This is a genomic window from Bacillus sp. RO1 (assembly GCF_012524115.1).
Lineage (GTDB): Bacteria > Bacillota > Bacilli > Bacillales > Bacillaceae_I > Sutcliffiella_A.
This window is the reverse complement of record NZ_JAAZWB010000081.1, coordinates 46,641-71,587: the sequence shown is the minus strand read 5'-3', so window position 1 is coordinate 71,587 and position 24,947 is coordinate 46,641. Positions and strand designations below refer to the sequence as shown.

The window sequence follows — 24,947 nt, the reverse complement described above, 5'->3', positions numbered from 1 at the left end:
ACCCCTATCTACTATCTATTCGTTGTAAGTTGACGTCCAAGACGTTCTAATTTTCCACTAACACTTCCATCGAAAATACGGTTGCCAATGCGAATCTTCAAGCCGCCGATTAAGGATGGATCTACGATATTGCTGATGTTTAAAGAAGCTTTCCCAACTTTTGCTGCAAATACAGCGGAAAGTTGAGCCTGCTCTGCGTCCGTTAAGGCGCGAACAGAGTACACTTTCGCGTCTGCCACATTAAGGGCTTCATTAGAAAGTGCTTTGTACTCGTCAATCATATCCACGACGATACCTTGACGGTGACGGTCTATTAAAAGCTGTAACGTGTTTACGATAAATGGTGATGCGGAAGCAAATGCCTCACGGACGATCTGCTTTTTAGAGTCTTTGCGTACTTTCGGGTTGCTCAGGACAACATCAAGTTCCTTGTTGTTCAAGAACACCTGTTTTACTTCTGCAAGCTCTGCATCAAACTGTGCATAAAGATTGTTTTCTTTTGCCAGTTCAAAAAGAGCCAATGCATAACGCTTTGCTACTCCGTTTTTGCTCATCGCACTTCGCCTACCTGTTTCACGTAATCATCGATAAGCTTCTGCTGATCTTTTTCGTTTAGTTCTTTTTCAATCACTTTAGAAGCGATTAATACGGACAAGGATGCAACCTGTTCACGAAGGGCAACAACTGCTTGCTCTTTTTCCTGAACGATTTCTTTTCTTGCCGCTTCTTTAAGACGTGCAGATTCCTCTTGAGCAGCTCTTACGATATCTGCTTTTTGATCTTCTGCAATCTTTTTCGCGCTTTCCACTAAAGCCTGAGCTTCCGTGCGAGCTTCTTTTAAAAGAGCCTTTTGCTCTTCTACAAGAGCTTTCGCTTCTACATTACTTTGTTCAGCTGCTGTAATTTCGTTTGCAATGTGATCTTCACGTTGCTTCATCATTCCAACAAGCTTATCCCAAGCAAATTTTCTAAGGAAATATAGTAAGATTAAAAATGTGATTAACTGGAATAGTGCATCTCCTAAAGTTAGGAATCCTGCACCAAGCACTAAGTGATCTAAGCTATACAATGCTTTCACTCCCTTCGAGGAATACATAAGAAAAGCACAAGCACCTAAAGGGCACCTTGGCTAGATTTTTTAAAAAATAGTTCATACTAAAGGAAAGGCGAAGGTTCTCGTGTGAGACGGACTTCGCCATTATTGAAGCTAAGAATTATTCGGGCAGTTAATTAACCACCGATAACCATGAACGCGATAACTACTGCGATGATTGGAACAGCCTCAACTAGTGCTACCCCGATGAACATTGTAGTTTGAAGAGTAGATTTAAGCTCAGGTTGACGAGCGATACCTTCTACTGTACGACTTACGATTAATCCGTTACCAATACCTGCTCCAAGTGCTGCTAAACCAATTGCAATCGCTGCTGCTAAAAGACCCATTGATAATTTCCTCCTTATGATTAAGAAAAGTTTTTTTTGGTTAATAAAGATTTATAAATTAATGGTCATGACTCACTTTGTGTGCCATATAAACCATTGTTAACATGGTGAAGATAAATGCTTGGATGGTACCAACGAAAATACTGAAGGCTTGCCAAGCTAACATAGGAATGATTGCAACTACTGTTCCAATGATTCCGGACATGAAGCCCATTTGATAACCGTTAACTGCCAGTCCCGCAAGTAATCCCAGCAAGATTTCCCCTGCAAAGATGTTCCCGTATAAACGCAGACCAAGCGTTAATGTGTTAGCAAATTCTTCAATGATCTTAAGTGGGAATAAGAACGCCATCGGTTTGAAGAAGTCCTTCCCGTATTCCTTAAAGCCTTTCATCTTAATCCCATAATAATGCGTCAATGCTACTACCATTGCCGCGAGACTAAGCGTAATAACAGGATCTGCTGTCGGCGATTTCCACCATAAAGTGTGTTCATCCCCAAGAATGATCGCAAATGGCAACCCTAGCATATTTGCTACGAACACATACATAAGTATGGTCAGAGCTAATGAAAGGAATCTGCCCCCTGTCTGCCAATCCATGGTACTGTTAATGATACCTTTTGCAAAGTCAACCAACCATTCCATAAAGTTCTGGGCTCCGGTAGGTCTCAAAGCAAGTGTTCTTGTGCAAAGTATTGCAATAAGAAACACGACTAAGGCTGTTATAATAGTCATCATAATATTCGACAAGTTGAAATGAAGGTCATAACCAAACAAATCAAGTGTCGCTATAGGAGCACTGTGACCCAACACTACTCACCTCTCTTCCCCACTGCTTTAAAGAGTGTTACAAATGAATCTATGATAATGACAATATAGGATGTCATAATCCCTATGATGACGCCGTAGAGATTCAGTGTTTCCGGATATCTCATAGCGATGACCACTCCGAGAATTGCGGCGGCCATTCTTGAAAAAGAACCTAATGTGACAGCTTTGCGTCCCTCGGCAACCGCTTCCGTGAATCTCTTCACTTTCTTATGCAGCAACCAGTGGCTGTAAATGCTTATCACCGTCCCGAGGATCAAACCTAGGAACCAATCTTGGTATGGGGTGATTCCCCAACCTAATACAAAAAAGGCAAGAAAAAATAAGAAATACTTCATATGCCTCATAAACTGTTCGGTTGATTCGGGCATATTTATGACTCTCCTGAGAAGAATTTTTGGACCAGGTATAATACTCCTATTACACCAGCTGCTAGTCCTAAAAGAAGTCCAATAATAAGGAACAATGGTTCTGTACCAATTTTTCCATCCAGCCATCTTCCTGCAAATAATCCGACTAAGGTGGGACCAACTAAGTAGGAAAGGATTCCGGACATCAAAGCCATTGCTTGGAATGGGCGGCGTTTATCTTCCATAGAAAACACCCCGTTTTACATGCGGTAAAGTTTAGAGGTCTTGCTGATAAATCGATGCTAAATATGTATAAAATTGGTTTTTATAACCTATGAAAACCCTATCATTTTATACCCTTTGTAAGCATACAATAGCACTTTGTCAATGTCAATGTGTTCTAAGGAAAAATCGACATTCTTTTCATTGGTAAGATTTATCTTTCAACCAGCTTTTCCGCTATGTATTTTTCCAGTAAAAAACAGCCAAATGATGAACAGTTTTCCTCATTCGGCTGTTGTATAACATTATTTTATCACATATGACATATAGGTTAAGTTTGTCGATTGTGAACATTATGTGACTATTCGGTTGTTTCAGGTTGTGCTGCTTGACAGGGTTCGACAAAAATGTCTCTTTGGGGCGAGTGGACAGGCACACAGGCCCATTTGAGTCGTCGTGCCTTTCATCTCAGCCCGGTTCACTCAAAGTATAGATCCGCTTCCACGGTATCTTCCTTGTCCAGCTTCTTGGCAAAGACTACTGCCTTCACAAGCCCCTTCACTTTTACACGGTCTGCCGGGATCTGATTTTTATATAGTCCACGAGGTAGGTCCCGCTCCCAGTCCAGATAGTCGATGAAGTGGAGCGTATCTGCTTCGTATAGGGCTATTCCCAGCTCCTCTGCTCCCTCTGGCAAATACACTTCATATTGATATTCTCCCTCTTTGTCTCCATAGCCGAACTGAAAGCCCATGATACGCGGGTAATTTGGTTCTTCTATTATATAGAGGAAAGGCAGGCGAATCTTTTGGCTGTTTGCGTTCACGACGACCTCCCCCTCGTGCATCCCTGCTTTCTGCTGGTTTGGAGTGATGTCTAGCGTGATTTTTGTATCACGTTTTTCTTTTGGTTGGAGAGTAAAGGTGATTGGCGTCTTCCACTGCACTCCATTTTGCTGTTTTGGTATTTCTACAGAATAGGTAACTTCTTTGTCCGAGACGTTTTCTATGGTAATCGGAACTTCTTTTTGCGTTCGCGTGTCTTTCTTCTCTAGCATCCCAAAGTTAAGGGAACCAGGATAAACGAGGCTGTTCGTTTGGATCGCTTCCTCAAGCTGGATGCGTCCCGTTCCCTGCTCCAATACGGAATAACTTGATCCGTCTTCTTTTATGAGAGGCTTTGTCGTATTCATCAAGGCAGCCTTCACCTGTGCTGGCGTCCAATCAGGATGAGCTTGAATGATGAGCGCACTCGCCCCTGCCACATGCGGTGCGGCCATGCTTGTGCCTTGAAGGGCGAGATAGCCGTTAGGAATCGTGCTGTCTATCGCGACACCCGGTGCCACCACATCCGGCTTGATCTCCCACGTGTGTGTAACCGGACCGCGGGAGCTGAAGCTGGCAATGTCATCTTTGTGCCATTTGAAAGTGGTCTTTATCATGGAGAAACTTCTTTTTAAATGCTTTTTTAAGTAAAGTCCGTCTTCTTTGGAAATCGAGACCACCGGCATATCCATAGCAACCTCTAATGTTCCTGTAAAATTGCCCTCAAGGTTATTGTAGATCACTACACCAGCCGCTCCACGCATCTTAGCATGATGTGCCTTTTCGGAAAACGGGATCTTGCCGCGTTCGAGCAGCACTATTTTCCCTTCGATTTTTTTACCTTCCCAATCTTCTTCTTCTCCAAGTCCTGCATACACCATACCCATCGGCTTGGTCGGAAAATCCCAAGGCAGCGAGCCTTGCAGCGGCAGCATCTCTATCTCTCTTTTAGAAAACATAGGCGACAGGTGCGGGATGTGAAGCGGTGGTGTGGAGGCTCCGACTGAGATGGCCTCAGACGATGTCCCAGGGGATCCGACCGTCCAAAGGTTTGGTCCGGAATTACCACTTGAAGTGACTGCCACCACCCCATGCTCTACCGCTTTGTTCAATGCCAGGCTAGTCGGCCAATCCGGACCGTTTATGGTGTTTCCAAGAGATAAATTTAACACGTCCACCTTGTCATGAATGGCCATCTCGATGGCGGCTATTACGTGCTCACTTGAACCATGCCCTCCTGGACCAAGGACCCGGTAGGCAATTAGTTCCGCTTCCGGCGCCACGCCATGCAGGTGCCCGTTCGCCCCGACAATCCCAGCAACATGGGTTCCGTGAAGAGTTGGCATTCCTTGAGATCTCTTCGTCTCCATTGGATCATTGTCCTCATCGACAAAATCATATCCTCCTGCATAATTGTCCCTAAGGTCAGGGTGCGTGTAGTCAATTCCTGTATCAATGATTCCCACCTTCACACCTTTTCCTGTGAGACGATTTCCTTTCTTGTCAAAGAGGCGGTGCATCTTCTCTCCGCCGCCGATAAATGGCACACTTTCGTCAAGATTAGGGGTGTAGTTGGTGACAGGAGAAACTTCAAGAATTCCTTTTTCCTTTTGGAGCTTTTCCAGATCTTTGAGCGGTCCGTGGATGGCAAAGCCTTTAAAGACTGCCGTATAAGTCCGCTTTATCTTCAGGTTGGGATATTGTTGTTGTATTAGATTTTTCACGGAGCTTTGGCTATTTTCCTCCACGATTAAAATAACCGTCTGTTCCTCCAGTTCATTGTCTTTGCTTACCGGAAGTGGCGGCCGTTTTGGATATTTGGGTATGTTGTTTGTATGTAATGAGTCGCTTGTGCGTTCGTTCATGAATGTGGTGGTGGCTGCTGTTGTATTGTTTAGTGGTTGCGTTAGTATTGTTGTCACCAGCAGCACAGTAAGTACAATACAAAATGATATTTTCCCTAATTTCACGTCCTTCACCTCTGATTTGTAGCATTTGTTATTGGAGAGGGATTATGCATGGGGTGGAATTGTGCGGGAAATTCGATAGGTTAATTGTAGAGGTTTGCGAATTAGTCAAAAAAACTGCTGAATTAGTCAATAAGGCAGGGGAATTAGTCAAATAAACAGGAGAAGTATACAAATAAACAAGTCAAATTATCAAGAATCCATATTCTACCATATACAACAGTAAAAAAGGCTGCTCAAAGATCTCCCTCGATCTCCAAACAGCCTTACAAAAGTTATCTTATTTTGTTCCGTATAGTCTGTCGCCAGCGTCACCTAGACCTGGGACAATGTAGCCTTTTTCGTTCAGCTTTTCATCAAGCGCTGCGATGTAGATATCTACGTCAGGGTGCGCTTCTTTAAGTAATTCCACACCTTCAGGGGCAGCGATTAAGCACATAAATTTAATGTTTTTCGCGCCACGTTTTTTCAGGGAGTGAATTGCTTCAATTGCAGATCCGCCCGTTGCAAGCATCGGATCCACCACGATGAAGTCGCGCTCTTCCACATCAGATGGTAATTTTACATAATATTCAACAGGTTGAAGCGTTTCTGGGTCACGGTATAAGCCGACATGTCCAACTTTTGCTGCTGGAATCAACTTTAACATCCCTTCTACCATGCCAAGACCAGCACGTAGGATTGGAACGATTCCTAGCTTTTTCCCTGCTAAAACGTTTGATTTTGAAATAGAAACCGGTGTTTCCACGTCCACTTCCTCAAGCGGAAGGTCACGGGTAATCTCGAATGCCATTAAACTTGCCACTTCATCAACTAGTTCACGAAACTCTTTCGTACCTGTATTTTTATCGCGGATGTATGTAAGTTTGTGCTGAATTAACGGGTGATCAAATACGTACACTTTTGCCATTCGAAATCTCTCCTTTTATCATGTCTAGCCGGTTTTCATCACTTTTCCGGCTCTCAAATCACACTTCCATTGATTCTACAGAAAAAGCAGGATTGATTCAAGTCATTTTTCTACAAAAAAGAGAGGTCTAACCTCAGACCTCTCTCCCAATCACCTTTATCCTAAAGAAGGATACAATTCATATTTTCCAGAAACTGCTTCTACACGCTCTTTTGCTTCTTCCAGCTTCGTTTCATCTTCATGATTCTTCAATGTGAAGGCAATGATGGACGCAATTTCATCCATATCTTCAAGTGTGAAGCCACGGCTTGTGACAGCTGCCGTACCAATACGGATACCACTTGTTACAAACGGGCTTTCCGGATCGAAAGGAATCGTGTTTTTGTTCACCGTGATCCCCACTTCATCCAACACTTTCTCTGCAATTTTCCCTGTGATGGAAAGAGAGCGTACGTCCACAAGTAAAAGATGGTTGTCCGTTCCGTCCGAAACAAGAGAAAGACCTTCATTTTTCAGTGCTTCTGCCAGGCGGTGAGCATTTTCGATGATTTTTTGCGCATAGTCTTTAAATGCCGGTTGTAGCGCTTCGCCAAATGCAACAGCTTTAGCCGCGATTACATGCATAAGCGGACCACCCTGAAGACCTGGGAAAATGGACTTATCAATTTTCTTCGCCCACTCTTCTTTACAAAGGATCATCCCACCACGAGGTCCACGCAACGTTTTATGAGTGGTAGTTGTAACGAAATCCGCATAAGGAACCGGGTTTTGGTGAAGACCAGCTGCAACAAGACCGGCAATATGAGCCATGTCGACCATTAGGTATGCTCCCACTTCGTCTGCGATTTCACGGAATTTAGCGAAATCAATGGCGCGCGGGTAAGCACTTGCACCAGCAACGATTAGCTTTGGCTTGTGCAGTCTTGCTTTTTCTGCCACGTCTTCATAGTTGATCGTATGAGAGTCTTTGTCCACTCCATACTCCACAAAATTATATTGAATACCACTGAAGTTGACCGGGCTACCGTGCGTTAAATGGCCACCATGGGAAAGGTTCATCCCTAGGACCGTGTCGCCCTGTTCTAGAATGGTAAAATAAACCGCCATATTCGCTTGGGCACCAGAGTGTGGTTGAACATTTGCATGCTCGGCTCCGAAAATTTCCTTCGCACGGTCACGGGCAATGTTCTCCGCTACGTCTACGTGTTCACAACCACCATAATAGCGACGACCTGGGTACCCTTCTGCATATTTATTCGTCAGTACAGATCCTTGAGCCTCCATAACCGCTTCACTCACAAAGTTCTCAGAAGCAATCAACTCAATTTTCGTGCGTTGTCTTGCCAATTCATCCTGGATGGATTGAAACAATTGCTGATCCTGTTGTGCTAATTTCACTTTCGGAATCCCCCTTTAAGTATGAACATCAAATTTAATATGTTTAAAAAAACAACTACATTCGGCTTTTCAACCTTTACCTCCTCCATTTTATCACGATGGACAATAGATAGAAACAGAAAAGGAAGATTGATAGCGCTTACTTAGAAAAACTTTCGTGAAAATAAAAAATAACGAAAAGGGGTCAGACCCTCAAAGGATTTTCGTCATCCATGTCGAAGGCCGGACCCATTTTTTGTTTATTTTGTTTCTGTTGTGGGGATTTCGTAGGTTGCTCTGGCGCCGCCGATGAGTTTGGGGCGAGTTTTTGCCATGGTGATGTGTGCGTTGCCGATGGATTTAACCGAGCTGCGCACTGGGACGGCGACGTGTTTGAGGTGCATGCCGATCAGCGTGTCCCCGATATCGATGCCTGCGTCAGCCTTGATGTGTTCGACCATCACCGCGTCTTCCATTTTATGATAGGCGTACGATGCCATAGCACCACCTGCATGCCTAACCGGAATAACTGTTACTTCATCTAATCCACGTCTACATGCTGTTTCTCGTTCTACTACAAGCGCGCGATTCAAATGTTCACAGCATTGAAAAGCAAGATCGACACCTGTTTTATTACGAAACTCATTCAACACAGCAAAAAGTGTTTCAGCGACACCTTCCGTCCCCGCTGTTCCTATTTTTTCTCCAATCACTTCACTTGTGCTGCAACCTACCACTAGAATCTGGCCCTTTTTTAACCCTGCCTGATCCTGCAAGTCATTTAGCATCTGCTGCAACTGTTCTTTCCACTCTAAATGCATCATTTTACTTCTCCAACTGATGAATCTTATTCACGCGGTTTTCATGACGGCCGCCTTCAAATTCTGTTGTCAGCCAGATCTTTGCAATTTCACGGGCAAGCCCTGGTCCGATGACACGCTCCCCCATCGCCAATATATTGCTGTCATTGTGTTCGCGCGTCGCTTTCGCACTGAACATATCATGCACAAGCGCACAACGAATGCCTTTCACTTTGTTCGCTGCAATCGACATCCCTATCCCTGTTCCGCAAATTAAGATACCGCGGTCAAATTCACCTTCTGCAACTTTCATCGCAACAGGCTGGGCATAATCTGGATAATCAACGGAAGTCTCACACTCACACCCGAAGTCTTCAAACTCTATGTTCAATTCTTTTAATAATCCTTTAATTTCCTCACGGATGTTGATCCCACCGTGATCTGAAGCAATTGCCACTCTCATATTTTCATCCCCTATTCGAATGATTCTTTTATAAGTACATCTTACCCGTCTAAAGCGAAAAAATCCATTGGGATGTTCGCGGACTTTTTTCGCCAACAAAAAAGCTTGAGCAACTAAATGCCCAAGCTAATCACATTACACTTTAAACCTTGATATCATGCGCTTCAAGTTGCTCGCCTGTCCCGCAAGCTCTTGGGATATTTTCTCAACATCCGCAATCATGCTTGCCTGTTCTTGGGTGGTGGCCGTTACTTCTTCCGCTCCAGCAGAGGTTTCTTCGGCAATCGCCGCCACTTCTTGAGACTGACGTGCCGTCGTTTGGATACTATCCATCTGGCGGTCCACAAGGCTTGCAATCTGTTTAACGGATGCCGCAACCTCTAATACAGAATTGGTCATTTCCGCAATCACCGTATTCGTTGCCGTACCTTTTTCAGCTTCCAAGTTTGCCGCCTTCACTTGCCCTGTAATCTGCGTTACAACGTTTTTCACTTCTTCTTGAATGTTTTTGATCAGTTCAGAGATCCCTTGCACCGCTTTAGCACTTTCATCTGCCAAGGAACGGACCTCTTCCGCAACTACTGCAAAACCGCGTCCATGCTCTCCGGCCCGCGCCGCTTCAATGGATGCATTTAACGCTAACAGATTTGTCTGACCAGCAATATCCCCAACAAGTGAGATGATATTTTCTACTTCTTTTGCATTCTTTTCAAGGCGCTCCACTGTCTTTAAGGACGTCTGATTTTCACCTGCAAGCTTCTGAATACCAGAAACAAGAGAGTGGATAACCTCCTTACTTTCATCAAGGTCCTTCACCATTTCTTCAGAAAGCTGCTGGGAGGACGTTGCTTTTTCATGAACTTCATCGGCAATTTTAATGACTTCCTCCACCGATTCTGCCGTATCTTGAATGGAAGCTGCGGAACTTTCGGCTCCTTTTGCAATCTCTTCGATCGTATAAGAGATGTTTTCTGCCTGCTCAGAAGCCTGCATGGATACGCTGCTTATTTCTTCCACTTTTTCATTCGTTTTTTCAAATGTTTCATTAATGGTTTTCACCATGTCGCGCAGGTTATGTAACATGAGGTTGAACGCATCCCCGACCGCACTGATTTCATCACGCGAGTTGGATACCGGTACATCCTCAGATAAATCCCCATTTGCCGCTTTTTGAGCAACCTCCTCAAGTTGTTGCAATGGTTTCGTAATATATCTTGCCGCAAAAAAAGCGAGTATCCCGGACCATACAATTCCAAGTACCAATGTAAGGACAGTGAAAAGGCTTGCCCCCATAAATCCTTCCACATAATCTACTAAAAAATAAATGAAAAAACCACTGACCGTATACGTGATGACCGCTAAAATCGTGGTAAACAACACGAGCTTGTAGCGTAAGCCAAACTTATATTTCCCGTTTTCCCCCATCGTACTTCCTCCTCCATGCATGGTCCGCACAGAAATCTCTCTCAAATGGCAGCCTGCATGAGCGCTATTTTATTTTTTCTACTATGGACTCTATGACGTTTTGAAGCTCTTCGAATGTCGCGCGATACGTCTCGACCGAACCACCGTAAGGATCCATTACTTCTCCACTTTGCTTAGCAAATCCCTTTAAGGTATATGTTTTCCCCAAGCTGTTTGGATAGCTGTTTTCGAGCAACATTTTATGCTGGGCTGTCATGGTGAAAATGTAATCTGCCCACTCAATCAACTCATCCGACACCTGGGAAGACTGATGCTCAGCCGGCAATCCCTTTTCTTTTAACACTTCCTGCGCCTGACTGGATGCTTCACTACCTGGCATCGCGAATACACCAGCTGATTTAACCTCGACATCCTTTATGTCACGACCTGCCAAGATCGCAGCAGCCATCGGACTCCGACACGTATTTCCCGTACATACAAATAAAACATTCATTTTCTGATTCCTCCTTTTCCTTTTATTATAAACGAAAAGAAAGAAGAAATAGTCATAAAGGCCCTCTCTCTAGTTATGTCGGCATAACCATTTATTTTTTAAGAGGATAAAATAAAAAAAGACCCGCTCCAGGCCTTTTATTTTCACACAAAAAACAATAACTTAATTCCAAACCCTAGTAAAATACTGCCACCAAGCGCTTCGCTGTAAGACCCGAGCCACCCCTGCAACTTTCTGCCGAAAATAAGCCCCATCCACGTCAACAGCATGCTCACCGCTCCAAACAACAAAATGGTTAACAAGGTTCTCGCCCCGTAAATCCCGAGGCTAAGTCCCACTGAAAAGCTATCCAAACTCACACTAAGCGCAAATACGAACAAACCCGCTCCAACGGGGGAAATCATAGGCCCGTCCTCTTCTTTAAAAGAAGAAAACATCATCTGCAGGCCCAGCAACACAAGGAGTAATCCTCCAATAAGCGTCGCAATTGAGCCAAATTCCTCTGACAGCACCTTCCCAACCGCCATTCCTCCAAGCGGCATGAAAATATGAAAAATTCCAATGGTAACCCCTATGTAAAAGATCTGTCGCAATCTCAGCTTTATCATGCCCATCCCAAGCCCAACGGAAAAAGCATCCATCCCGAGCGCAATCGCCATCAATAATAGTGTCATAAATTCCCCAAACGTAATCCCCATGCTCTGCCTCCCCTTAGGACTTGTCTACTTCAAGATATGCACAAGCCTTCGGGAATAGAAGGAAAATTGGAACAAAAAAGGACCCCATTGTTACAGAGGTCCTTTGCATTATTCTTTTATTAACTTATGTCCAGCGGCTTTTTCCAATCGGTTCATAATTGCCGCACCTACTCCGGTTCTGGGGAATGTTTCACTATAAATCACGTCCACATCCGTCGCATTAAACGAGCGTAGGCCATCGTACAATTGGCTCGCCACGGTGGTAAGATCTTTTTTCGTACCGCAGGAAACGGCAGTAATTTCTGTGGTTTTTATTTGTGCGATGGTCTCTCTTGTTGCGAGGACCCCTACCTTTTGACCTTTTCGTTGAGCATCTGTGATCGTTTGCTGCAAGAAACTTTCGCTTCCCTCGACCAGATACACCGGGGCAACAGGTGCATAATGCGTGTATTTCATCCCAGGCGACTTAGGTTTATGCTGCTCTTCTTGCGAAAATAAAGCAGGGTCTACGTCCACTTTACCTACCACTTTCTCCAGTTCTTCCTTCGTTACACCGCCCGGCCTTAGGATTACTGGGACCTCTGTCGTGCAATCCACCACTGTAGACTCAAGCCCGACACCCGTTGCCCCTCCATCCACAATTCCGGCGATCCTGTGGATTAAATCTTCCTCCACATGCTTTGCAGTAGTAGGACTGGGTTTTCCAGATAAATTCGCGCTCGGCGCTGCCAGGGGAAGTCCCGAAACTTCCATCAACGCCCTGGCCACCGCATGATCCGGCATACGGATAGCAAGCGTTTCAAGGCCGGCCGTCACATATTGCGAAACTCCCTCTTTCTTTGGAAGGACCAACGTAAGCGGCCCTGGCCAAAAAGCATCCATTAATTTGCGGGCAGGCTCTGATACGTTATCCACAAGTTCAGTTAGTTGTTCTAATTTAGATATATGCACAATAAGCGGGTTGTCACTAGGACGTCCCTTTGCTTCAAAAATCTTCAATACAGCCTGATCTGACAAGGCATTAGCCCCAAGACCATATACCGTCTCTGTTGGGAAAGCCACCACTTCATTTTCTTTCAGCAAGCTGGCAGCTTCCTTAATCTGTGGATAACTGTTTGTTATCGGTTCTTCTTTATCCACAGCCCATAATTTCGTTTCCATTTACTATCCCTCATTCTACAATCTATTAACATGTTAATATGTAAGCATTTCACCTGAAAGTATAAAGAACTTCCACAAATAACACAAGCCTTATCCACAAACTGTGGATAAAACCTCACCAAACCGTGGATAACTTTGTGGGTAATGTGGATTGAAAAGCAATAAAGGGGTAAAGGGGGTCTGACCCGCTGTGCGTTAATGCGTTAGCTTGGTGATAAGGGGTCTGACCCTCCATGCGTTAATGCGTTACCTCACTGCTAAGGGGTCTGACCCTCCATGCGTTAATGCGTTACCTCACTGCTAAGGGATCTGACCCTCCATGCGTTAATGCGTTACCTCACTGCTAAGGGGTCTGACCCTTTAACTCACACACCATTAGTGTGCATCCTTCTTGTTGGGTGATTTCTTGGAAGAAGTCGGATGCGAGCATGGTTTGTGGTGCGGTGTGAATAGGTTGTGGATAAAAGTTGAGCAGTTCGAAAAATTGGATGAAGTTATTTTTGTTGGTAACTAAGTAGAGATGCTCCAGTCCTTTTTTTCTGGCATGCTGCTGGGTATGCTCAAACATTTGCAATAGTTGAAACTGCTTGACGGACGGACCAATCACAAGTGAGCGCAAAAGCCCTGCATTTCCATACTCTTCTATTCCAATGGTCCCGCAAATCCCCTCATTCTCCTCTTCAAGAATGATAAAATCCTCTATCTTATCTTCCAAATCCACGATAGTTATATTTGCTCTTCTTAAAAATACTTGCAATGCCCAAAGGTCATCTTGTGTGGCTGATCGTAATACTTTCATTAATTTCACCTCATCTAGTAGTTTCTAATACTACTCTATTGAGAGAGATGAAAAAGTAGAACCTTAAGCCGTAATTTTATTCCATAGAGATGATAGAAGCTCTACTAGAAAGAATTCCACTTCCACTTCTTCTGGTTCTTCATCCACTAGAAAGTCCTGTGTGTTCGTTTGAGTGTCAGCCTTTGCCGTTGTAGCAGTGACTTCTGCCGTTTCACCGGCCCCTTCCATTTCCTCTTCCTCAAAAGGACTTGCCGTTGCTTCTCCGTTTGAAAAGTCCAGGAAGCACAGTGGCGGGAACAATACGCACCACCAATTCGCTCCGGTACCTTCTCCAAGTGTAATCAGAATCGCTTCATAATCTCCTGCAGGGTAGATGAACTTTCCGTACATTTTCGTTGGAAAATCCACTCTACCAAAATCTACATTATAAGTTTGAACCATGCCTTCCTCTGCCATTACCTCTTCTACGATCTTTTCGATTTGATCCATGTTGCCAGTAATTACTTCGCGAGCATTCTCCATGGAAGTCAATCCTTCCACCCAAACCGTAATTTCCTCATTCACACGGTCGCGAATTTTTCTTTTTAGTTCCTGATCCTGTTCACTATCGCTATTTGCTAGAATACGAAGTCTAATCGCTTCATCCGGAATGACCATCGCACCATTCTTCACATTCGCACCAGCCGTCGCCTGCTCTCCCAAAAGCGAAAGATAAGCCCCCACAAAAAGTAACACTATATATAAAGTAATTTTATTTTTCTTCAACATTTCCCCCAACTCCCCTCTAGCAAACAGTCTAGGCAAAAAACAAAAATCCTAAACTACTAAAATGCAAAAAAATAGAGAGAAAAAATTTAAAAAAGGGGGTCAGACCCTTGCAGGAGATCCCTCCCTCCTGTCGAAGGCGCCATGCAGCGGGCGGTCTTCTGTGATTGTCGAAAAATAAGGGGTCAGACCCCTAAAGGTTTTTCTTTCTCCACGTCGAACCCCTAACCTTCGTTTTTGGTAGTTTGCTAGTTTTGAGGTTTGGGGGTTGAGGGATGAGGGTATATGTACAGGACGGGTTACTTTATGCTGTGTATTTTTTAAGAAAGGGAGATCGGCTTTATGAGATCGTTCACTTGCAATATTGAGGCATTCCGCATCGGAGAAATGAAGAGTGCATTCAATCACATCAGCATTCCTATCGTGTTTGAAATTTTGGTAGGTGGTCGCTGGATGACAGGTAAAGCATTTTACCATCATTATCATCGCACCATTTCGTATGATTCGAACCTGTCTCAATTAATCAACCTGTGCACCGCGGAAAAGAAGGAAGAGATCCGCCAAGCATTTGTGAAATTTGTGGAAGAAAAAACAAATAGAGGCCTGACACTTGCCAGACCTCAACAGGAAGACGGAGCAATAATGGAAGCGTAAATTTAGGTTTAAAAGAACCTGTATCCCTTCCATCAACCGAAAACCGGTAACACCTTGCCCAAATCCACTGTAGCAAGCAAGGTGCAGCTCCCTGCTCCTTTTCCAATTTTAACATCATCCAATTAAAGCAAAAACCATCCGATCTTTACCGTTGATGTCCAACACTACCTCCACTGTACTATGAGGAAATGTCTTTTCCAACAACGCTTTTACGGCTTCTCCTTGTCCCATGCCTACTTCAAATGCCACAATGGCCCGCTCCTTCAGCACTTTCGGAAGCTCGTCCATGAATCGCTCGTAAAACTCCAACCCGGAAATACCGCCAACCAATGCACGATACGGCTCAAAATCTTTTACTACCGTGGACAGCCCTTCATACTCCTTTTGCGGAATATACGGAGGATTGGAGACGACCACATCCACTTTTATATCTTGCTCGATGAATGGAAGCAATAAGTCACCCTGGAGGAACTCCACATCCGCACCCAATGCTTCTGCATTATCCATCGCCACTTCCAGCGATTCACCGGCAATATCTGTCGCGTACACGTTTAGATGGCTGTTTTCCAACGCAAGCGTAATTGCAATCGCACCGCTCCCTGTCCCAACGTCCACAACGCTCAATTTTTCTTCAGCCGATCCAGAACCGTTTTCAAAATGCTTTTTCACGCGGTCTAATACGCCAACCACCAACTCTTCTGTCTCAGGTCTTGGAATCAACACCTCTTCACTGACAAAAAAGCTGCGGCCGTAGAATTCTTCTTTACCCATTAAGTACTGCACTGGAATTCCAGCAACATGTTTATGCACGTTGAAAATGAAGGAGCTTTGCATCTCCATCGGCATCATTTCTTGCATTCTACTAAAGAGCTGGGCACGATCCAATTTCATATGGTGTCGCAACAACAATTCTCCCGCATTTTCGTCGCGATCGTTCTTTTTTAAAAAAGAAGAAGCCCAGTTCAGGGCTTCGTACACCTTCATGGCCTTCATCATTTTTCCATCTGTTCCATTCTTAACGCTTGGTCTTCCATGATTAAAGCATCAATGACTTCTTGAAGCTTTCCTTGAAGAATCTGGTCAAGTTTTTGAATGGTCAGGCCGATGCGGTGGTCGGTCACACGATTTTGCGGGAAGTTGTACGTACGAATACGCTCAGAGCGGTCACCTGTACCTACCGCCTGCTTACGGTTCGCGTCATATTCAGCTTGTACTTCACGTTGGAACTTATCGTACACGCGGGCACGAAGAACTTTCATCGCTTTTTCTTTATTTTTAATCTGAGACTTCTCGTCTTGACAGGAAACAACTGTGTTTGTCGGGATATGCGTTAAACGTACAGCGGACATCGTCGTATTTACAGATTGTCCACCAGGACCGCTAGATGCAAATGTATCTACACGGATGTCCTTGTCATGAATCTCAATTTCAACCTCTTCCGCTTCAGGCAAAACCGCTACCGTCGCTGTTGAAGTATGGATGCGGCCGCCTGATTCTGTCTCGGGGACACGTTGCACGCGGTGTGCACCATTTTCAAATTTCAGCTTGGAATATGCACCCTTCCCTGTAATCATAAAAATGATTTCCTTGTAACCGCCAACGCCCGTAGACGCAGCTTCCATCACTTCTGTTTTCCAGCCTTGAGCCTCAGCATATCGGCTGTACATGCGGTATAGATCGCCTGCAAACAGCGCCGCCTCATCTCCACCCGCTGCACCACGGATTTCCATGATAACGTTTTTGTCGTCGTTCGGGTCCTTCGGTAAAAGAAGAATATGTAGGCGATCCGCCAAGTTTTCCTGTTGCTCTTCCAGTTCAGAAATCTCTTCTTTTACCATCTCGCGCATATCGGCATCCAATTTATCCTCAAGCATCGCTTTTGCATCATCCAATTGCTCTGTAACAGCCTTGTATTCACGGTATGCTTCCACAGTCTCCTGAATATCAGACTGCTCCTTGGAGTACTCGCGCAGCTTTTTCGTATCGCTGATGACTTCCGGATCACTCAAAAGCTCCGTCAATTTTTCGTAACGCATTTCTACTGCCTGCAAACGATCAAACACGTGCATTCACCTCTATAAATGTATACAGAAAAATCTGCAATTATTTTATATCTACAACATTCTAATTATAGTATAGGTTAGATGGTGCGTCAAAATCAACATACCTCAATTGGCTCCAAACCCTGCCACCAAAAAGAAAACCCGTCCCGAAAATCAGAACGAGCTCTTCTTATCTTTCTTTAATTGTCAGTTTAACGTGGTAGCGGGGAGTGACTTCTAAGAATTTCTCTTTGAGCTTTCTCTGCACACGCTTCTTTTCTTCTTTTGAAATGCCACTTGGCGCATAGGCAGTGACTCTTGCTGTGTCACCGGTAATGTAGACTGGGCCAGGTTTGAGGTCACTATTTAACTCAATTACTTCGGCAAATTTATTCTCGTCGTCCCCGTAGTCAGGACGATTTTCGGAGAGATCGAGGAAATTTGGATTTTGGTTGGTGTTATAGTCTTCTGTGTCGAGGTCTCGTTTATAGAAGCCGTCTTGTTCATCATTTTTTACACCAATCAATCGTTCTCCGTCAAAATCCTCGTCCGCACCGAAGCGTTGTTCGCCACTGCATCCACTAATAAAAAAAGAGCATATCACCAATAACAGGACTGCATGTTTCATGCAAACACCTCCTGTTTCTTAGCGTATCCTCTTTCTTCTTTTATCTTACCGACTAAATTTAGGAAATATTTATTTTTTCATTTCTTGCAGCACAGACACTTTGTGAGGAACTTCATGATGATGACGACAGCGAGGTTCGTATGATTCCGAAGCGCCCACTAAAATTATTGGGTCATCGTAGCAAGCCGGTTCTCCATTGATTAAACGTTGCGTACGGCTCGCAGGGGATCCACAGACAGCACATACCGCTTGCAGCTTTGTTACGGATTCAGCAATCGCCAAAAGCTCCGGCATTTTACCGAACGGCTCTCCGCGAAAGTCCTGATCTAGTCCAGCTACAATCACACAATAGCCTCTGTTTGCCAACTCCTGCACCACTTCTACAATTTGATTATCGAAAAATTGCACTTCATCAATACCGACAACTTCCGTCTCAGGCAGCACCTTATCTAGAATCGATTGAGAAGTCGGAACAGGCAACGCTATGATTGAGGTTCCGTTATGGGAAACAACCGCTTCATCACTATAACGATTATCGATGGCTGGCTTAAATACTTGAATTTCCTGTTTGGCAAATTGGGAGCGTCTCATGCGGCGAATCAACTCTTCGGACTTTCCCGAAAACATGCTGCCACAAATCGCTTCCACCCAACCGGAATGCTTCATTACATACATATACGGCCTCTCCTTTTTAATAATTTTACGTATAAAAAGTGCTTAGCAGCACCGTCCAAAAAACGACTTCTAAGCACTAGTTTATGTAAATAGAAGTAAAAAAACAGGCAAGATATAGGATAACCTGCCTGTTTTACTTTATTACTTAAGGCCGTATTTTTTGTTGAAACGCTCAACACGTCCATCAGCAGCAGCATGCTTCTGACGTCCAGTGTAGAATGGGTGAGAATCAGAAGAGATCTCAACTTTGATTAGAGGGTAAGTAGTACCGTCTTCCCATTCAATAGTTTCGTTTGTTTTCATCGTAGAACCTGTGATGAATTTGAAACTAGTGTTGATGTCCATGAATACAACTTTACGGTAATCCGGATGAATTCCAGCTTTCATTCTTGTCATCTCCTTTTCGCCCTGAGTCTTTCGAAACAGAGTTATCATTCAAATGATACCAGCCTTGTAGGCCGCCATCACTTATCTTAAAAACACACTGATGAAATTATATCAACTTATGGGCTGTTTTGCAAGATTACTTTTGAGTTATATCTAAAGGTGTGGCAACCAATGTTTTCCTAGATAGATACACCACTATAACACCGCTGGTGATCTCCGCACTTGGCTTCGCTTTCCGCGGGGCGGTGCTTGAGCCTCCTCGCTCCGCTGTGGGGTCTCAAGACTATCGCTATCTCCCGCCGGAGTCTTCGCCCTGTGCTCCAATCACCAGCTAGAAGTCATATACCAATGAAAACGCACCCTGACAAAGCAAGGGTGCGCATGAGTTTAATTATTTTAGCGTTTTGCCGTTCCCGCTTTTTGGTCTTCTTCGAGCATTTCGAAGAATTCCTGGTTTGTTTTGGATTGGCGAAGTCTACGCAATAGTTTTTCTGCAAAGTCTGGAGAGTCGGACATCGTTTTACGGATAGCCCATAGCTTGTCAAGATGGTCTTTCGGGATAAGCAGCTCTTCTTTACGCGTACCGGAACGACGGATGTCGATAGCCGGGAAGATACGGCGTTCAGCAAGTTGACGGTCAAGGTGAAGCTCCATGTTACCTGTACCTTTGAATTCCTCATAAATGACGTCATCCATACGGGATCCTGTGTCGACAAGAGCCGTCGCAAGAATCGTCAAGCTTCCACCCTCTTCGATGTTACGCGCAGCACCGAAGAAACGCTTCGGACGGTGGAATGCGGCAGGGTCGATACCACCGGAAAGTGTACGTCCACTTGGCGGAATTACCAGGTTGTATGCACGCGCTAAACGAGTAATACTATCCATCAGGATGATAACGTCACGCTTGTGCTCTACAAGGCGAAGGGCACGCTCCAGAACTAGCTCAGCCACTTTGATGTGGTTTTCAGGTACTTCATCAAATGTGGAGCTTACAACGTCTCCAGCAACGGAACGTTCAATATCGGTTACTTCCTCAGGACGCTCGTCAATCAGAAGCACAATCAGTTCCGCTTCTGGGTGATTCGTCGTGATGCTGTTGGCAATTTCCTTGATTAACATTGTTTTACCTGCTTTTGGTGGAGCAACGATCAGTCCACGCTGACCAAATCCTACAGGCGCAATCAAGTCCATGATGCGCGTAGAAAGACCTTTAGGCTTTGTTTCAAGAACAATTTGACGATCTGGATATAAAGGAGTCAAAGCTGGGAAATGTACACGCTCTTTTGCAGATTCAGGATCGTCACCATTGACCGCTTCTACATGTAGTAGCCCGTAGTAACGCTCATTCTCTTTCGGAGGGCGCACTTTACCAGAAACCTTGTCCCCATTTCTTAAGTCAAAACGACGGATTTGGGATGCGGAAATATAGATATCCTCTGAGCTTGGAGAATAGTTAATCGGACGCAGGAAACCAAAGCCTTCCGATTGGATGACCTCCAGTACCCCTTCCATGAACAATAGACCGTCTTTTTCAGCCTGTGCTTTTAAAATAGCAAAAATAAGTTCTTTTTTGGTCAGTTTGCTGTAGTAAGACACTTTATGCTGACGTGCAAATTCATATAGTTCTTTTAATTTTAAAGTTTCTAAGTGAGAAATAGTAAAATCCATAAAAAGAAAACACCACTCTATTCGTTTAATTGTTTAGTTCGTTTATGATCCAAGGATAAATGTTTGTTTGTCTTCCAACACTGATTCAAGTCGAATTAAGTTCGAAGGATGGGAAATATATTACTAGTCGCTGCACTTTTTTTAGGATGATGAAATGGAAGTGAGGACGCTTCCCTCGTGTTTGTGGGATAAACTCTCCTTATGAAGAAATTGTAGAAGAATCGCTAGGAAGATATAAGGTAGATTTTGCATAAATACTCGTAGTATTGTTTATTTTACCCACAAAATGGTCTTTTAAGCAACTATTTTCTGTAGACAAGCTTTGAGTTTTGCCTTTATTTTCTGGGGAATATTCTTGTATTTCCCCTATTTGTGTCGAATGGGACTGGTTGTCTATTACAATATTCGGAAGGTGTGCGGGTTTTTTGAGGTTGGTATATAGGAAAACCGTAAATGGGAGGGTTCCATTTACGGTTCAATTTATGGTTTAGCTTAGACTCCCTTTGATTTAAGTTCCAGGTGTTCGCTTTCCTAGAGAAGGTGCTTGAGCCTCCTCGCTTCGCTGAGGCCACTGAAAAAGTTTTTGAATTTACATATTCCTTTGACACCGCTGTTGATTTCCGCAAACGGCTTCGCTTTCCTAGGGGCGCTGCTGGAGTCTCCTCGGCTTTGCCTGCGGGGTCTCCACCTAGCGCTATCTCCCTCAGGAGTCTTCGCCTTTTGCTCCAATCAACAGCTAGGAATTATTAAAAACTATACGTTATTAGTTTTTCAATGGCCTCACTTCGTTGTGGGATCTCAATCTTCCATTACTCCCCCGCAGGAGGCTCTCACCTTGCACTCCAATCAACTGGGTGGGCTACTATATTTCCTAGTATCCAGTTATGGCTTAAATACCAGGTTTGGTTTTTTCTTGATGTTATGTTGGCCGTCGATGAAGCGGACGGTGCCGGATTTTGCACGCATAACAACGGAGTGGGTGGTGGCGTTGGTGCCTTTGAATTGCACGCCTCGCAGCAACTCTCCGTCGGTTACACCTGTTGCGGCGAAGATGGCGTCATCACCGCGTACAAGGTCTTCCATTCTTAGTACGGCGTTGATGTCTTCGATGCCCATTTTGCGGCAACGAATCAGCTCTTCTTCATTTTGAGGAAGAAGCTTCCCTTGAATTTCGCCTCCAAGGCATTTCAGTGCGACTGCGGCGATTACGCCTTCAGGTGCGCCACCGGAACCGAACAGGATGTCCACACCGGTGTGGTCAAAGGCTGTATTGATGGCTGCGGCAACGTCTCCGTCGTCAATCAACTTGATACGGGCACCAGCCTCGCGTAGTTCTGCGATGATTTTTTCATGACGCGGTCTGTTCAAAATAACCGCCACGACGTCTTCAATATCTTTATTTTTCGCTTCTGCCACCGCTTTCAGGTTGTCTGTAACAGATGCATTAATATCAATTTTTCCGACGGCTGCTGGACCGACAGCTATTTTGTCCATGTACATGTCAGGAGCATGAAGAAGATTTCCGTGGTCCGCGATGGCAAGTACGGCTAGCGCATTCCATCCGCCGGATGCTACGATGCTAGTACCTTCAAGTGGATCAACCGCTACATCCACGCGCGGCCCGTAGCCTGTGCCAAGCTTTTCACCGATATAGAGCATCGGTGCTTCGTCCATTTCCCCTTCTCCGATAACAACCGTACCCTTCATCGGGACTGTATCAAACACATCACGCATGGCGGAAGTTGCCGCACCGTCCGCGCTGTCTTTATCTCCGCGCCCCATCCAGCGTGCAGAGGATAAAGCCGCTGCTTCTGTTACTCGAATTAATTCCATGGATAAACTTCTTTCCATACCTTCCACTCCCTTTGCATTCTATGAATCTAGTCATTTTTTATGGTGAGCCAAGAGGTTGTCCGTGCAACCCAAGGCATTGTGCTATACTTTTCGTTAATAGTATATCACATTTGTCGGTATTTGAAAGCGGTATCTACAAAAAAGAAGGAACCCGCTATATTCTCAGCGAATTCCTTCTTTTTTTAAATTATGAATTTTGCATTTGGTCGATTTCTTCTTCTGTTAATTTTTCGCGCCAGATCGTGGCACCTAGTCCTTCTAGCTTTTCTTCTAGGTGACTGTAGCCGCGGTCGATGTGTTCAAGACCTGTAACCTCTGTCAAGCCGTCAGCCAGTAGGCCAGCGATGACAAGGGCCGCTCCTGCACGCAGATCGCTTGCTTTTACTTTGGCACCTTGTAGCTGAACCGGTCCGTTGATGATAGCAGAACGGCCTTCTACTTTGATCTGTCCGTTCATGCGACGAAGTTCATCAACGTGCTTGAAGCGGGCGGAATAGATGGTGTCTGTTACGATGCTCGTACCCTCTGCTTTTGTTAAAAGGGTTGTCATTGGCTGCTGAAGGTCAGTCGGGAACCCTGGATGGACAAGGGTTTTTACGTCGACAGCTTTCAGTTTTTCGCCAGGAACGACAAGTACTTGATCTTGGTCATTGTTGATATCGATGCGTACGCCCATTTCACGGAGCTTTGCAATAAGCGGCTCCAGGTGGGTTGGGATGACATTGTCGATGATCATTTCGCCGCCTGTTGCAGCAGCCATGATCATGTATGTACCTGCTTCGATTCGGTCCGGGATGATGGTGTGTTTGCACCCATGAAGGCTCTCGACGCCATCGATACGGATGACATCTGTCCCCGCACCTTTAATTTTTGCACCCATGCTGCTTAAAAGGGTCGCTACATCGATGATTTCCGGCTCTTTTGCCGCATTTTCGATGATCGTTCTGCCTTTTGCTTTCACTGCAGCAAGCATGATATTAATGGTTGCGCCGACACTTACCACGTCAAGGTAAATGCGTGCCCCTCTTAGTTCTTCTGCTCGCAGGTAGATGGCGCCTTGCTCATTTGTTACTTCTGCTCCAAGTGCCTCAAAGCCTTTGATGTGCTGATCAATAGGTCTTGGTCCCAAATGACAGCCACCAGGCAATCCTACAACTGCTTTTTTGAAACGTCCAAGCATTGCTCCCATTAAATAATAGGAAGCACGAAGCTTTTTCACTTTTCCGCTTGGAAGAGGCATGGCGATCATTTTAGAAGGATCAACAGTTAGGTCTTCTCCCTCAAGCGATACGCTGCCGCCAATTTCCTCAAGCAGGCTGCTCAAGATCTCTACATCTGATATTTGCGGTAACCCTTCGATCGTGACGGGCGAGTCCGCTAGAATGGTTGCAGGGATCAAAGCCACTGCACTATTTTTCGCTCCACTTACGCGTACGGTTCCATTTAACTTGTTACCACCAAGAATTTTTAACTTTTCCATATAGTTCTCCCTTCAAGGCGAGGTTGGTTTCCAAAAGTGCTATTGTCTATTATACACAATTATTACCAATCATAAAAATTTTCGTTAGCTATTAGTTTACACGAAAATTTTCTTTTCATATATGAAAATGCATGAAACTTTATCAAATCGTAATATTTGATACCATCCGCCTATATTCGACACGGTACTTTTGTCGAAAAATAGCTTAAATTAACAAAAACCCCCTGCCATTTTTTTAGCAGAGGGTAAATGTTTGCAAATTTCATTACACCGTTGTTCTCCGTTCCAGGCGCTTCGCTTTCTGCGGGGTCTCACCTGTCCCTTCCTCCCGCAGGAGCCTGCGCGCCTTTTACTGCGAACTACTAGGTTATTGTTTGCGGTTATTCCAATCAGCTAGGAATTTTTCAATTCCTTGGTCTGTTAATGGGTGGTGGAAAAGTTGCATCAATACTTTGTATGGAACCGTGGCAATATGTGCTCCTTTTAGTGCCGCTTCTGTAATGTGCATCGGGTGGCGGATAGATGCTGCGATAATTTCTGTCGGGATATCATGGATGGCGAAAATGTCCGAGATATCGGATACTAAATCCAATCCATTTTGACCGATGTCATCCAAGCGTCCAAGGAAAGGTGAAACATATGTAGCTCCTGCTCTTGCTGCCATCAAGGCTTGGTTGGCGTTAAAAATAAGGGTGACATTCGTTTTGATGTTGAGGTCGCTGAATGCTTTTACTGCTTTCAAGCCGTCTGGAGTCATTGGTACTTTTACCGTAATGTTTGGTGCTATTGCCGCAAGTGCTTTTCCCTCTTCAATCATGCCCTCTGCATCAAGTGCAATAACTTCCGCACTGACGGATCCTTCTACAAACGCTGTAATTTCACGAAGGCGGTCTTCGAATGTGATGTTCTCTTTTGCAACTAGACTAGGATTTGTCGTAACTCCTGCAAGTAGTCCTAGTGCATGAGCTTCTTTGATTTCTTCAAGGTTTGCTGTGTCGATGAAAAACTTCATGTCATTCTCTCCTTTGTATTT

At 44.6% G+C, this 24,947-nt stretch carries 27 protein-coding genes; 1 reads left to right on the top strand and 26 read right to left on the bottom strand.

All coding sequences use genetic code 11. The annotated features are described in order from the left end of the window. Nucleotides 1-11 precede the first annotated feature (11 nt). The 17 genes from HC179_RS13840 to spoIIR all read right to left on the bottom strand — a co-directional run bounded on the left by HC179_RS13840 (nucleotide 12) and on the right by spoIIR (nucleotide 14,529). The gene (locus tag HC179_RS13840) at nucleotides 12-554 is read right to left on the bottom strand and encodes a F0F1 ATP synthase subunit delta (protein WP_168864832.1); all 543 of its coding nucleotides are present in this window, start codon (nucleotides 552-554) and stop codon (nucleotides 12-14) included. Next, nucleotides 551-1,096 carry a F0F1 ATP synthase subunit B gene (gene atpF / locus HC179_RS13835; RefSeq protein WP_168864831.1) on the bottom strand — a complete coding sequence of 182 codons (546 nt, stop codon included), beginning with the start codon at nucleotides 1,094-1,096 and terminating at the stop codon, nucleotides 551-553. Before atpF ends, HC179_RS13840 begins: the two co-directional genes overlap by 4 nt. Nucleotides 1,097-1,230: 134 nt before the next feature. After that, on the bottom strand, nucleotides 1,231-1,443 hold the full coding sequence (atpE, locus tag HC179_RS13830; protein ID WP_060664615.1) for a F0F1 ATP synthase subunit C: 213 nt from the start codon (nucleotides 1,441-1,443) through the stop codon (nucleotides 1,231-1,233). Between the two features lie 58 nt (nucleotides 1,444-1,501). Next, complete coding sequence (atpB, locus tag HC179_RS13825; RefSeq protein ID WP_168864940.1) at nucleotides 1,502-2,254, bottom strand: F0F1 ATP synthase subunit A; 753 nt, start codon at nucleotides 2,252-2,254, stop codon at nucleotides 1,502-1,504. Between the two features lie 2 nt (nucleotides 2,255-2,256). Then, the gene (locus HC179_RS13820; RefSeq protein WP_168864830.1) at nucleotides 2,257-2,643 is read right to left on the bottom strand and encodes an ATP synthase subunit I; all 387 of its coding nucleotides are present in this window, start codon (nucleotides 2,641-2,643) and stop codon (nucleotides 2,257-2,259) included. A gap of 2 nt (nucleotides 2,644-2,645) precedes the next feature. Further along, nucleotides 2,646-2,867 (bottom strand): AtpZ/AtpI family protein, encoded by a 222-nt coding sequence (locus HC179_RS13815; protein ID WP_168864829.1) that lies wholly within the window; start codon nucleotides 2,865-2,867, stop codon nucleotides 2,646-2,648. A 455-nt stretch (nucleotides 2,868-3,322) separates the two neighbouring features. After that, on the bottom strand, nucleotides 3,323-5,638 hold the full coding sequence (locus HC179_RS13810) for a S8 family serine peptidase (RefSeq protein ID WP_168864828.1): 2,316 nt from the start codon (nucleotides 5,636-5,638) through the stop codon (nucleotides 3,323-3,325). Nucleotides 5,639-5,915: 277 nt separating this feature from the next. Next, nucleotides 5,916-6,545, bottom strand: a complete 630-nt coding sequence (gene upp / locus HC179_RS13805; protein WP_148987215.1) for a uracil phosphoribosyltransferase — start codon at nucleotides 6,543-6,545, stop codon at nucleotides 5,916-5,918. A 156-nt stretch (nucleotides 6,546-6,701) separates the two neighbouring features. Beyond that, the gene (locus HC179_RS13800; protein WP_168864827.1) at nucleotides 6,702-7,943 is read right to left on the bottom strand and encodes a serine hydroxymethyltransferase; all 1,242 of its coding nucleotides are present in this window, start codon (nucleotides 7,941-7,943) and stop codon (nucleotides 6,702-6,704) included. A gap of 239 nt (nucleotides 7,944-8,182) precedes the next feature. After that, nucleotides 8,183-8,746, bottom strand: coding sequence for a TIGR01440 family protein (locus HC179_RS13795; protein WP_168864826.1), 564 nt, complete (start codon nucleotides 8,744-8,746; stop codon nucleotides 8,183-8,185). A 1-nt stretch (nucleotide 8,747) separates the two neighbouring features. After that, the gene (gene rpiB / locus HC179_RS13790; RefSeq protein ID WP_168864825.1) at nucleotides 8,748-9,185 is read right to left on the bottom strand and encodes a ribose 5-phosphate isomerase B; all 438 of its coding nucleotides are present in this window, start codon (nucleotides 9,183-9,185) and stop codon (nucleotides 8,748-8,750) included. Nucleotides 9,186-9,320: 135 nt separating this feature from the next. Continuing rightward, nucleotides 9,321-10,610: a methyl-accepting chemotaxis protein gene (locus HC179_RS13785; protein WP_168864824.1), complete on the bottom strand. Its 1,290-nt coding sequence runs from the start codon at nucleotides 10,608-10,610 to the stop codon at nucleotides 9,321-9,323. A 64-nt stretch (nucleotides 10,611-10,674) separates the two neighbouring features. After that, nucleotides 10,675-11,103 (bottom strand): low molecular weight protein arginine phosphatase, encoded by a 429-nt coding sequence (locus HC179_RS13780; protein WP_168864823.1) that lies wholly within the window; start codon nucleotides 11,101-11,103, stop codon nucleotides 10,675-10,677. A gap of 143 nt (nucleotides 11,104-11,246) precedes the next feature. Then, complete coding sequence (locus tag HC179_RS13775) at nucleotides 11,247-11,801, bottom strand: manganese efflux pump MntP (protein WP_148987209.1); 555 nt, start codon at nucleotides 11,799-11,801, stop codon at nucleotides 11,247-11,249. 108 nt (nucleotides 11,802-11,909) lie between these two features. Then, a complete protein-coding gene (locus tag HC179_RS13770) occupies nucleotides 11,910-12,962 on the bottom strand; it encodes an L-threonylcarbamoyladenylate synthase (protein WP_168864822.1) in 1,053 nt (350 codons plus the stop codon). Between the two features lie 343 nt (nucleotides 12,963-13,305). Beyond that, a complete protein-coding gene (locus HC179_RS13765) occupies nucleotides 13,306-13,761 on the bottom strand; it encodes a GNAT family N-acetyltransferase (RefSeq protein ID WP_168864821.1) in 456 nt (151 codons plus the stop codon). Between the two features lie 63 nt (nucleotides 13,762-13,824). Continuing rightward, entirely contained in the window at nucleotides 13,825-14,529 is a 705-nt protein-coding gene (gene spoIIR, locus HC179_RS13760; protein WP_168864820.1) for a stage II sporulation protein R, read from the bottom strand. A gap of 339 nt (nucleotides 14,530-14,868) precedes the next feature. On the opposite strand from spoIIR, the gene HC179_RS13755 reads away from it, so the two are divergent. Continuing rightward, entirely contained in the window at nucleotides 14,869-15,180 is a 312-nt protein-coding gene (locus HC179_RS13755) for a hypothetical protein (protein WP_148987205.1), read from the top strand. A gap of 114 nt (nucleotides 15,181-15,294) precedes the next feature. Here the strand turns inward: HC179_RS13755 and prmC are convergent, their stop codons facing one another. The 9 genes from prmC to fsa form a co-directional block, all read right to left on the bottom strand. Beyond that, nucleotides 15,295-16,164, bottom strand: a complete 870-nt coding sequence (gene prmC, locus HC179_RS13750) for a peptide chain release factor N(5)-glutamine methyltransferase (RefSeq protein ID WP_168864939.1) — start codon at nucleotides 16,162-16,164, stop codon at nucleotides 15,295-15,297. A gap of 8 nt (nucleotides 16,165-16,172) precedes the next feature. Further along, nucleotides 16,173-17,243: a peptide chain release factor 1 gene (prfA, locus tag HC179_RS13745; RefSeq protein ID WP_168864819.1), complete on the bottom strand. Its 1,071-nt coding sequence runs from the start codon at nucleotides 17,241-17,243 to the stop codon at nucleotides 16,173-16,175. Nucleotides 17,244-17,412: 169 nt separating this feature from the next. Beyond that, on the bottom strand, nucleotides 17,413-17,850 hold the full coding sequence (locus HC179_RS13740; RefSeq protein ID WP_168864818.1) for a hypothetical protein: 438 nt from the start codon (nucleotides 17,848-17,850) through the stop codon (nucleotides 17,413-17,415). Between the two features lie 69 nt (nucleotides 17,851-17,919). Further along, nucleotides 17,920-18,525 carry a thymidine kinase gene (locus HC179_RS13735; protein WP_168864817.1) on the bottom strand — a complete coding sequence of 202 codons (606 nt, stop codon included), beginning with the start codon at nucleotides 18,523-18,525 and terminating at the stop codon, nucleotides 17,920-17,922. A 141-nt stretch (nucleotides 18,526-18,666) separates the two neighbouring features. Continuing rightward, nucleotides 18,667-18,912, bottom strand: coding sequence for a type B 50S ribosomal protein L31 (locus HC179_RS13730; RefSeq protein WP_010200435.1), 246 nt, complete (start codon nucleotides 18,910-18,912; stop codon nucleotides 18,667-18,669). A 396-nt stretch (nucleotides 18,913-19,308) separates the two neighbouring features. Further along, nucleotides 19,309-20,580, bottom strand: coding sequence for a transcription termination factor Rho (gene rho / locus HC179_RS13725; protein ID WP_168864816.1), 1,272 nt, complete (start codon nucleotides 20,578-20,580; stop codon nucleotides 19,309-19,311). An 882-nt stretch (nucleotides 20,581-21,462) separates the two neighbouring features. Continuing rightward, nucleotides 21,463-22,431, bottom strand: a complete 969-nt coding sequence (gene glpX / locus HC179_RS13720) for a class II fructose-bisphosphatase (RefSeq protein WP_148987203.1) — start codon at nucleotides 22,429-22,431, stop codon at nucleotides 21,463-21,465. Nucleotides 22,432-22,621: 190 nt separating this feature from the next. Continuing rightward, nucleotides 22,622-23,914, bottom strand: coding sequence for a UDP-N-acetylglucosamine 1-carboxyvinyltransferase (locus HC179_RS13715; protein ID WP_168864815.1), 1,293 nt, complete (start codon nucleotides 23,912-23,914; stop codon nucleotides 22,622-22,624). Nucleotides 23,915-24,281: 367 nt separating this feature from the next. Then, nucleotides 24,282-24,926 carry a fructose-6-phosphate aldolase gene (gene fsa, locus HC179_RS13710; RefSeq protein WP_168864814.1) on the bottom strand — a complete coding sequence of 215 codons (645 nt, stop codon included), beginning with the start codon at nucleotides 24,924-24,926 and terminating at the stop codon, nucleotides 24,282-24,284. Nucleotides 24,927-24,947 lie beyond the last annotated feature (21 nt).